The 9,549-nt window shown below is 73.5% G+C and carries 9 protein-coding genes; 4 read left to right on the plus strand and 5 right to left on the minus strand.

The window, feature by feature from the left end; all coding sequences use genetic code 11:
- Positions 1-48: 48 nt before the first annotated feature.
- On the minus strand, positions 49-615 hold the full coding sequence (locus tag ACIQPT_RS05785; RefSeq protein WP_401153037.1) for a DNA polymerase ligase N-terminal domain-containing protein: 567 nt from the start codon (positions 613-615) through the stop codon (positions 49-51).
- 248 nt (positions 616-863) lie between these two features.
- Here ACIQPT_RS05785 and ACIQPT_RS05790 point away from each other — a divergent pair, with 248 nt between their 5' ends.
- Positions 864-1,772 (plus strand): family 16 glycosylhydrolase, encoded by a 909-nt coding sequence (locus tag ACIQPT_RS05790; RefSeq protein ID WP_401153039.1) that lies wholly within the window; start codon positions 864-866, stop codon positions 1,770-1,772.
- Between the two features lie 271 nt (positions 1,773-2,043).
- Positions 2,044-3,036 (plus strand): aldo/keto reductase, encoded by a 993-nt coding sequence (locus ACIQPT_RS05795; RefSeq protein ID WP_401153040.1) that lies wholly within the window; start codon positions 2,044-2,046, stop codon positions 3,034-3,036.
- 42 nt (positions 3,037-3,078) lie between these two features.
- Here ACIQPT_RS05795 and ACIQPT_RS05800 read toward each other — a convergent pair whose 3' ends face one another.
- From ACIQPT_RS05800 to ACIQPT_RS05815, 4 genes are all read right to left on the minus strand, one after another.
- On the minus strand, positions 3,079-4,290 hold the full coding sequence (locus tag ACIQPT_RS05800) for a serine/threonine-protein kinase (RefSeq protein WP_401153042.1): 1,212 nt from the start codon (positions 4,288-4,290) through the stop codon (positions 3,079-3,081).
- 264 nt (positions 4,291-4,554) lie between these two features.
- The gene (locus ACIQPT_RS05805) at positions 4,555-5,247 is read right to left on the minus strand and encodes an HAD family hydrolase (RefSeq protein WP_401153044.1); all 693 of its coding nucleotides are present in this window, start codon (positions 5,245-5,247) and stop codon (positions 4,555-4,557) included.
- 98 nt (positions 5,248-5,345) lie between these two features.
- Positions 5,346-5,873: an Lrp/AsnC family transcriptional regulator gene (locus ACIQPT_RS05810; RefSeq protein ID WP_401153045.1), complete on the minus strand. Its 528-nt coding sequence runs from the start codon at positions 5,871-5,873 to the stop codon at positions 5,346-5,348.
- An 89-nt stretch (positions 5,874-5,962) separates the two neighbouring features.
- A complete protein-coding gene (locus tag ACIQPT_RS05815; RefSeq protein WP_401153046.1) occupies positions 5,963-6,298 on the minus strand; it encodes a hypothetical protein in 336 nt (111 codons plus the stop codon).
- 305 nt (positions 6,299-6,603) lie between these two features.
- On the opposite strand from ACIQPT_RS05815, the gene ACIQPT_RS05820 reads away from it, so the two are divergent.
- Entirely contained in the window at positions 6,604-8,115 is a 1,512-nt protein-coding gene (locus ACIQPT_RS05820; RefSeq protein ID WP_401153047.1) for an FUSC family protein, read from the plus strand.
- 177 nt (positions 8,116-8,292) lie between these two features.
- Positions 8,293-9,354, plus strand: coding sequence for a lactonase family protein (locus ACIQPT_RS05825; protein WP_401153049.1), 1,062 nt, complete (start codon positions 8,293-8,295; stop codon positions 9,352-9,354).
- Positions 9,355-9,549 lie beyond the last annotated feature (195 nt).

Below are 9,549 nucleotides of genomic sequence, written 5' to 3' on the forward strand. Positions count from 1 at the left end.
CCCAGGCCGGAGACCCCAGGCCGGAGACCTGAGGCCAGAAACCCCCGGTCAGAGACCCCCGGGCTCCCGGGCCGCCGCCGCGGCGACCTGGTGCAGCGTCCGTCCCGTACGGGCGGAGCGTGCGTGGTACGGGTCGGGGGAGCCGGGCCTGCCGCGTACGGCGAGGCGGTCGTTGGCCTTGATCAGCAGCCACGCCTCGTGGCCGCCGCTGTCCGGCTCGTCGCCCTGCTGGATGCGCGTGAGCGCGAACTCGCCGTGCAGCTTCGCCCCGTGGAGCCAGAACGTCGCATGGCCGAGCTCCAGGGACTCGGCGAAGGGGACGGAGTCGCCCTGCCCGTCGTGCCCGAGGGGCCGGTAGGTGCCCTGGTCCCAGACGATGACGGTGCCGCTGCCGGACTCGCCCCGGGGGATGACCCCTTCGAACTCGCGGTACTCCAGGGCGTGATCCTCTGTCGGCACGGCGAGCCGGCGGTCGCTGGGGTTCTCCGAGGGCCCGCGGGGCACCGCCCAGGACTTCAGTACGCCGTCGACCTCCAGCCGGAAGTCGAAGTGCAGGCGGCGCGCGTCATGGATCTGCACGACGAAGTGGGGCCGCGGTGCGCTGTCGTTGTCCACGTCGTGCTCCCTTCGCCTGTATCTCCACTCTGCGGCCGCGGAGTGCGAACCGCACGATGTACGGCTGTCTTCAGATGCATATGCCTCTGGCGCATGCCGTTCCTTCTCCGGTCCGGACCAGGTTATTGACGGCTCCTTCGGCACTCCCTTAAATCAAGAATTGAAATATGCGCCCGAGGTGATCGCCCCAACCGTTCACCTCTCGGCGTCCACCTGTCATGCGCATGCCCCCCACGCGAAGTGATGTGATGACCGTGCACCCCACGCACTCCACGGCGCGCAGCGTCTCCCGGCGCCGCCGCGTCGCTCTCTACGCGGCCTCGCTGCTCTGCTGTTCCGCCATCCTGACCGCGCTCCCCGGCGGAGCGTCCGCCGCACCCGCCACCGGCTCCCCGGCCCCCGGCCCGGCTGCCCAGGCGGTCGCCTTCGAGGACCAGTTCGACGGACCGGCCGGCGCCGCCGTGGACGGCGGCAAGTGGCAGCTCGAGACCGGCGACAACGTCAACAACCATGAGCGGCAGTTCTACACCCCGGGCAACGACAACGCCGCGCTCGACGGCCAGGGCAACCTCGTCATCACCGCCCGGAAGGAGAACCCGGGCAACTACCAGTGCTGGTACGGGACCTGTGACTACACCTCGTCCCGGCTCAACACCTCGGGCAAGTTCGCCGCGGCCTACGGCCATGTCGAGGCGCGGATCAAGATCCCGCGCGGCCAGGGCATCTGGCCCGCGTTCTGGATGCTGGGCGACGACTTCGGCAACGTCGGCTGGCCGGACAGCGGCGAGATCGACGTGATGGAGAACGTCGGCTTCGAACCCGGCACCGTCCACGGCACCCTGCACGGACCGGGATACTCCGGCTCCGGCGGCATCGGCGCTTCGTACACGCTGCCCGACGGGCAGGCGTTCGCCGACGACTTCCACACCTTCGCCGTCGACTGGGCGCCCGACTCCATCACCTGGTCCGTCGACGGCAACGTCTTCCAGCGGCGCACCCCCGCCGACCTGGGCGGCAACCAGTGGGTGTTCAACAAGCCCTTCTTCCTCATCCTGAACCTCGCGGTCGGCGGCTACTGGCCGGGCGACCCCGACGGCTCCACCCAGTTCCCGCAGGAGATGGTCATCGACTACGTCCGCGTGACGACCGGGGACTGACGACCGGGGACTGACCACCGGGGACTGACCACCGGCGACTGACCACCGGCGACTGACCACCGGCGACGGACCACCGGCGACGGACCGGCGCGGGCGCCCGAGGTGTCGGCCGCGGTGGAACCAGCAGCCCCGGCACCCGTCCGCGGCAGTCCGCGGACGGGTGCCGGCTCCCCCCTCCCGGGCCCGCCCGCTCCCTGGGGGCATCAGACGTGGACGGCGGCAGCGGTGCTCCTGCCGCCGTCCACTCCTCCCACGCGAGAAGCGGAATAGCATGATCCTCATGGAACAGCGCACACTCGGCAGGACCGGCCGTGACGTCTCGGTCGTCGGACAGGGCACCTGGCAGCTCGGGGGCGACTGGGGCGAGGTCGCGGAGGACGACGCCTTCGGGCTCCTCGACGCGGCCGTCGCATCCGGCGTCACCTTCTTCGACACCGCGGACGTGTACGGGGACGGCCGCAGCGAACAGCTCATCGGCCGCTACCTCAAGAACCGCCCCGACGCGGACGTCTTCGTCGCCACCAAGATGGGCCGTCGCGCCGATCAGGTGCCGGAGAACTACGTCCTGGACAACTTCCGTGCCTGGAACGACCGTTCCCGGGCCAACCTCGGCACCGACACACTCGACCTCGTACAACTGCACTGCCCACCCGGCGCCGTCTACTCCTCGGACGCCGTCTACGACGCCCTGGACACCCTCGTCGCCGAACAGCGGATCGCCGCCTACGCGGTGAGCGTCGAGACCTGTGCCGAGGCACTCGCCGCCATCGCGCGCCCGGGCGTCGCGAGCGTACAGATCATCCTCAACCCGTTCCGCCTCAAGCCGCTGGACGAGGTCCTCCCGGCGGCCGTCGCCGCGGGCGTCGGCATCATCGCCCGGGTCCCGCTCGCCTCCGGCCTGCTCTCCGGGAAGTACACCAAGGACACGGTCTTCGGCCCCGACGACCACCGGACGTACAACCGGCACGGCGAGGCGTTCGACCAGGGCGAGACGTTCTCCGGCATCGATTACGCGACCGGCGTCGCCGCGGCCGCCGAGTTCGCCGAACTGGCCCCCGAGGGAGCCACCCCCGCGCAGACCGCGCTGCGCTGGATCATCCAGCAGCCGGGCGTGACCAGCGTGATCCCCGGCGCACGCTCGGTGGAACAGGCCCGTGCCAACGCGGCGGCGGCCGCCCTGCCGCCGCTGCCGCAGTCCACGCTGGACGCGGTGCGCGACCTGTACGACCGGTCGATCCGTGCGGCGGTCCACGACCGCTGGTGACGGTGACGGACGGGGAGGGGGAGGGGGAGGGGCGGGCGGGACTCAGTCGTCCTGTTCGTCGTCCCCGTCGTCCTGGCCCCGGCCCTGCTGGTCCCCGTCCTCCTGGCCCTGCTCACCCTGCTGATCGGGCTGCTGCTGCCCGCCGCCGTCGCGGACGTCCTGCGAGGGGCCCGGGGACGGGCTCCGGTCCGGTGTGCCGGCGGAACTGGAGTCCGGGGAGAACAGGATCATCCCCAGATACACGGCGGCCAGGAACGTCGCCGTGCCCGCGATGGCACTGGCCACCCTGGGGCGCCGGCGGATCGCCTCGCGGGTGCTGCGCCGACGGGCCGGAGCCGAGCGGGCCGGGGCCTGCCGTCTTCGCCCCGTGGGCCCCGGGAGCCGGTACGTCGTCGGCCCGACCGGAGCGGGCGGCGCCGCCGGAGCGGGCTTCGGGGCCACGGGGGTGGACGCCCGGTGGGACTTGGGCGTCTGCATCGGGAGGGGCTCCGGCCGGCCGCGCCAGGCGTCGGTGCGGAACCAGTCGGACACCTGCTGCGCGGTGGGCCGCTCCTCGGGCTTCTTGGCCAGCAGCCCGAGCAGATACGAGTCGAACGCGGCGGAGATGTCCACCCCGTGCTGCCGCAGCGGGACCGGCGGGGTGTCGACATGCTGGTAGAGCGTGGCGGTCGCGGTGTCGGACTTGAACGGCGGCTGACCGAGGAGCAGTTGGTAGACGACGCAGCCCAGGGAGTACATGTCGGACGCGGAGTCGGCGGTGCGCCCCAGCGCCCGCTCGGGGGCCAGATAGAGGCTCGTGCCCACGATGTGACCGGCCGTCGTCAGCGCGGTCGAGGGGTCGTCGACGAACTGGGCGATCCCGAAGTCGCCGATCTTCACCGAACCGTCCGCGTCCAGCATCAGGTTGCCCGGCTTGATGTCGCGGTGGACGATGCCCTGGCGGTGCGCGGCGGCCAGCCCGGCGGCCGCCTGGCCCGCGATCAGGGCGACCTGTTCGGGATGGACCCGCTCCTGGGCGGCCAGCAGGTCTCCGAGGCTCTGCCCCTCGACCAGCTCCATCACCAGGAAGAACCGGTCCTCCCAGGCCCCGAAGTCGAACACGGCCACCAGGTGCGGGTGGCTCAACCGGGCGGCGGTCTGGGCCTCCAGCCGGAAGCGGGCGGTCGACGAGGCGTCCGCCTGGTCGCCCAGCAGCAGCTTCACGGCCACGGCGCGTCCCAGCACCTCGTCCGTGGCGCGCCACACCTCGCCCATGCCGCCACGACCGATGGGGGATACCAATCGGTACCGACCAGCTACCAGCACCTGTACACCTATCTCGAATTGTGGCCCGCTCCGGCTGTCGGCCCCCGGGGGCCCGGTCTCCGGCGGAGTCCTGGGCGGTGCGACGAACGACATGATCAGGATATCGGTCCGGCGGAGCCCGGATGCCCCGACGGCCCCTTCACCGGGCCCGGCTGACGGCCCGGCACCCCTCGCCGCCGGTCCCGGTGCCGGGAGCGGCCCGCCGTATCCGGGTCAGCCCAGCAGCAGGCGGCACGCGGCCTCGGCCGTGAACGCGGACTGGCCGTCCGGGAACAGCAGGTCGGCGGCCTTGAACGCCGGGTCGGACGCGGTCTCCGGAACGTAGGGGACGGCGATGCACCGCATGCCCGCCGCGTGCGCGGCCGCGGCCCCGGCCGGGGCGTCCTCCAGCACCACGCAGTCCCCCGGCTCCACCCCCAGCCGCCGGGCCGTCTCCAGGAACACGTCCGGCTCCGGCTTGCCGCGCGGGACCTCATCGGCGGAGACGTACAGCGGGATGTACGCGTCGAGCCCGGTGACCGCGAGCACCGCCTCGATCGCGGCCCGGGACGAACCCGAGGCCACCGCCATCGGCACCCCGGCCGCGTGCAGCCGCTCCACGAGCACCCGCATCTGCGGGAAGACCTCCGTCGACGCCCCGGCGAGCTCCAGATACAGGGCGTTCTTCCCGGCGAGCAGCTCCTCGAGCGGGGCGTCGATCCCGTACTCCGCGCGCAGGACCGTCAGCGTCTCCAGGGTGCTGATGCCGATGAACCGGGCGTTGACCTCCCAGCCGAAGTCCCGCACCCCGTACCGGGCGAGCAACCGCCGCCCCGCCTCGTAGTAGTTCGGCTCACTGTCCACCAGCGTCCCGTCGAGATCGAAGATCACGTGAAGGCCGGACGCGGATACGGGGAGGGAAGTCATGGCCCCAGCATGCCGCAGCCCGGACCGACGGGTCCGGTCACCCCTGACCGCCCTCCCCGGCCTTCCCTGACCGGGACCGTCATGCCTGACCGGGACCGTCATGCCTGACCGGGACCGTCACCCCTGGCCGGTCCCGGGGCTTGCCGGTCCCGGTCGCCCGCCGCGCGCCCCACGGACTCCACCAGCGGCAGCACCCGGTGCGCCACCCGCTCGCGCAGCGCCACGTCCGTCCGCGTCCTGACCACCCCCGGCAGCTGGATCAGCCGCTGGATCACGTCCTCCAGGTGCCCGTTGTCCCGGGCGACCACGCGGGTCAGCAGATCGCCCCCGCCCGTCGTCGAGAACGCCTCGATGATCTCGGGCACGGCCGCCAGGGCGTCGCCCACCTCGACCAGATGCCCCTGGGTGACCTCCAGGTGGACAAAGGCGAGCACGGGGTGGCCGAGCGCGGCGGGGGAGAGGGTCGGCCCGGTGCCGGTGATCACGCCGTCGCGCTCCAGCCGCTCCAGCCGGGCCTGCAGGGTGCCGCGGGCCACGCCGAGGATGCGCGCGTACTCCCGGACGCTGGTGCGCGGCTGCTCGATCAGCAGGCGCAGGATCCGGGTGTCGAGAGCGTCCACCGCCATGATCCGCAGATCTCCTTCCGAGCTGTCCGGTTGTCCGGTGCGGCTCCGACTGTACCCAGGGCGAGGGCGTCACCTCGCACGACAGCAGGTCACCCGTAGGGCGACAGCAGCCAGGCCATCAGCACGACCGTCAGGGCCAGCTGGATCACGGCGGCGCCCCGGAACCGGCCCCAGTACAGGGCCGGCCCCACCGCCACCAGCACGCCCCCGCTCCCCATCAGCTCCGCCACCGGAAGGGTGGGTTCCGCCCCGTTGTGCGCGGCGGCCCAGCCCTCCATGCCGACCGCGAGCCAGGCGTAGCCGCCCACGAGCGCGTCGAACGGAACGAGCGCCAGAAACACCAGGAGGTTTATCGCTCCGCTCCGCGGCTCGCGCTCCGCCCGGAGCCCGGCCGTGCGCATGTCCATGTCCATGTTCACGTCCATGGCGGCATCGTGCGCCGCCCGCGCCGCCCGCGCCGCCCGCGCCGCCCGCGCCGCCCGCGCCGCCCGCGCCGCCCGCGCCGCCCGCGCCGTCCGCGGGATGAGTACGCGTACTCATCCCACGGATGGTCCGTTGGCATGCTGGTGGCCGAAGTGTCGGCCGTTCCGCTGGTCCATTGGTACAGGATATTCCTCCTGATTTGATCCACGGGCCCGATAGATGCTGCAATGGTGATGTCGATGGCGCCGCGGACTTCCGTGGCGCCTTTTTCGTGCGAGTCCCGCGGCGACGCGGAAGGGGTGGAAGTGTGCTGAAGAGGGTGTTCGTGGCGCCGGACCCGGGTCGGGTACGGCTGCGCTTCGCCGTCCGGGCCGTTCTCGGCATCGGTCTCGCGGTCGCGCTGTGCGGCCTCGCCGGGCTCTCGCTCGTGGCGGCCATCACGGGTGGCCTCGCGGCCCTGCTCGCCCTCTTCACCGTCACCGACCCGACGGTGCGGGGGCAGGCGGTCACCACCGCACTGCTCCCCACCGTCGGTCTGCCCGTCCTCGCCGTCGCGGCTGTGCTGCACGACCAGCCGGCCGCCCGCGACCTGATCTTCCTCGCGGTGATGGGGGCGGGCGTGTACGCCCGGCGCTGGGGGCCGCGCGGGCACGCGCTGGGCGTCTTCGCGTTCATGACGTTCTTCGCCGCCCAGTTCCTGCACACCGTGCCCGGGCAGCTTCCCGAGCTGTACCTCGCCGTGGTGCTGTCCCTGTGCGCCTCGTCCGCCGTGCGCTTCGGCCTGTGGTGCTACGAGCGGCGGCTGCCCGTCGTGGCCGCGCCCGCTCCTCCGGAGGGCCGGGGCCGGCTGCGCATCACCACCCGGCAGGCCGTCCAGGCCACCCTGGGCGGGGCCTTCGCGCTCGGCCTGGGGCAGGTCCTGTCCGACCAGCGGTGGTACTGGGCGGTGGGCGCCACCTGGTGGGTCTTCGTCAACACCACCTCGCGCGGCGAGACGCTCGTACGGGGATTCCGGCGGGTCCTGGGAACCGTGGTCGGCATCGTCGCGGGCTTCGCCGTGGCCATCCCGCTCGACGGCGCGGGCGTCCCGACCGCCGCCATCGTCGCGGTCAGCGTCTTCGGCATCTTCTACACGGCGGCGGTCTCGTACAGCTGGATGATGTTCTGGGTGACGGTGATGGTCGGCATGCTCTACGGCGTGCTGGGCGTCCTGGACGCCGCCCTGCTCTGGCTGCGCGTCGCGGAGACCGCCGTCGGCGCGCTCGGCGCGGTGCTCGCCGTGCTGCTGGTCCTCCCCGTCACCACCCACGCCATCACCGACGCGTGGATCCAGAAGGCGCTGCGCTGCGTGCACGCCTGCACGGCCGAGGCCGCCGACCGCCTCGCCGGCTCCACGCTCGCCGACCCCGGCCCCCGCGTCGCCGAACTGGAGGTGCTGCTCGGCCGGGTCCGGCTCTCCCTCGCGCCGCTGGTGCACCCCCTGAGCCCGCTGCCGGCCCGCAAGGCGCGCGCCCGGCAGGTGCTCGCGCTGCTGGACGACTGCGTACGGGAAGTGCGGGGGCTGGCCTCCATCGCCGCCGACCCGGACGCCTCGCACGACGCACGGCTGTCGGCCGCGTGCTCCCGCGTCGAGGCGACCGTCGAGGCGCTCACCGCACCCGACGGCTCCCGGGGCTTCCACCTGCCCGAGCTTCCCGTGGCCGCCGCGGACCCCGCCCTGGCCCACCTCCACGGCCTGGAACGCGCGCTCGCCGCACTGGCGGCACCGCTCCAGGGCCGGGGCGGCCGGACACCTGCCGTGGCCCCCGAACCGGCCTGATCCCCGAACCGGCCTGATCGCCCCCTGGCGGGCGTCCCGCCGATCGGGGCAGCCGGCCCCCTCCTCCGATCCCTCCGATCCTCTCGATCCCCTCCGATCACATTGGTCTGGACCGCCGTGGGCTGCCTGCTACCGTCGGCCGTGAAGATCGCGGCGACGGTGAAGAGGGGTAGCACGATGACCGGCAACAGCGTCGGGCGGGCATTCATAGGGTCATTCACCTCGGCGGGCGGGCGCGGCATCACCGCCGCCGCCGTGGACCGGGACACCGGCGCGCTGACCGTGCTCGGCTCCACGGACGCCGTACCCGACCCCTCCTTCCTCGCCGTCGGCCCCGGAGCGGGCGGCACGGCCCTGTACGCGGTCGGCGAGAGCGCCCCGGGCGTCGCCGCCGCCTTCGCGCTCGACGGCGACGTACCGGCCCTCCTGGGCGCCGTCCGGGCCGTCGACGGCGATGCGCCCACACACCTGGCGCTCGCCGCGAACCACCTGGTCACGGCCAACTACAGCTCCGGCAGCGTCACCGCTCTGCCGGTCCTCGCCGACGGATCGCTGGGGGGCGCGGCCTCGGTGCTCCGGCACGAGGGCAGCGGCCCGGACACCGGCCGCCAGGAGGGACCGCACGCCCACCAGGTGCTCGCCGACCCCTCCGGGAACTGGGTGGTCAGCGTGGACCTCGGAACCGACTCCGTACACGTCTGCGCCCTGGACCCCGCCACCGGCGCCCTGCGCCCGCACGGCGAGACCGCCCTGCGCCCGGGCACCGGACCGCGCCATCTGGCCTTCCACCCCTCGGGCACCCTCGCCTACGTCCTGGGCGAGCTGGAGCCGACCCTCACCGTGTGCCGCTGGGACGCGGCGACGGGCCGCCTCGACGTGCTCGGGGAGACGCCGGTGCTGCCCGAGCACGAGGCGGCCGAGGGCGCGGCGCGCACCTACCCTTCCGAGGTGGTCGTCGCACGCGACGGACGCTTCTTGTGGACCGCCAACCGGGGCCACGACAGCATCTCCGTGCTCACCCTCGACGAGAGCGGCGAGCAGGCGGCCCTGGTGGCCACCGTCGGCTGTGGCGGCCGCTGGCCGCGCGACCTCACGCTCGACCCGAGCGGGCAGTGGCTGTACGCGGCCAACGAGCACTCCGGGAACGTCAGCTGGTTCGCCGTGGACGCCGAGACGGGCGTCCCGCGGCACGCGGGCTCCGTCGAGGTCCCAGCGGCCTCCTGCGTCGTCCTCGTCTGACAGCGGCCGCCCCGGACCGCACAGCCGCCCGGACGGCGGGGTCGCCTCGGACCGCACAGCACAGCACAGCACAGCGCAGCGGGGCCCGGCCCGGGGGAAAAACCCGGGCCGGGCCCCGGCGCGGTGCGGGGTGCCCCGCCCCCCCCCCCCCGCGCCCGCGGCCCGGGCGGGCCCCGGTGCGCCCCGCGCGCCCCG

Origin of the sequence: Streptomyces sp. NPDC091289 (genome assembly GCF_044757365.1) — a bacterium.
In the GTDB taxonomy this organism is placed as follows: Bacteria; Actinomycetota; Actinomycetes; order Streptomycetales; family Streptomycetaceae; genus Streptomyces.

Bases quoted from the DNA above. Each gene is read 5' to 3' on its own strand.
- ACIQPT_RS05825 (WP_401153049.1), top strand. From the start codon at position 8,293: ATGACCGGCAACAGCGTCGGGCGGGCATTCATAGGGTCATTCACCTCG.
- ACIQPT_RS05800 (WP_401153042.1), bottom strand. From the start codon at position 4,290: ATGGGCGAGGTGTGGCGCGCCACGGACGAGGTGCTGGGACGCGCCGTG.
- ACIQPT_RS05810 (WP_401153045.1), bottom strand. From the start codon at position 5,873: ATGGCGGTGGACGCTCTCGACACCCGGATCCTGCGCCTGCTGATCGAG.
- ACIQPT_RS05790 (WP_401153039.1), top strand. From the start codon at position 864: ATGACCGTGCACCCCACGCACTCCACGGCGCGCAGCGTCTCCCGGCGC.
- ACIQPT_RS05805 (WP_401153044.1), bottom strand. From the start codon at position 5,247: ATGACTTCCCTCCCCGTATCCGCGTCCGGCCTTCACGTGATCTTCGAT.
- ACIQPT_RS05815 (WP_401153046.1), bottom strand. From the start codon at position 6,298: ATGGACGTGAACATGGACATGGACATGCGCACGGCCGGGCTCCGGGCG.
- ACIQPT_RS05795 (WP_401153040.1), top strand. From the start codon at position 2,044: ATGATCCTCATGGAACAGCGCACACTCGGCAGGACCGGCCGTGACGTC.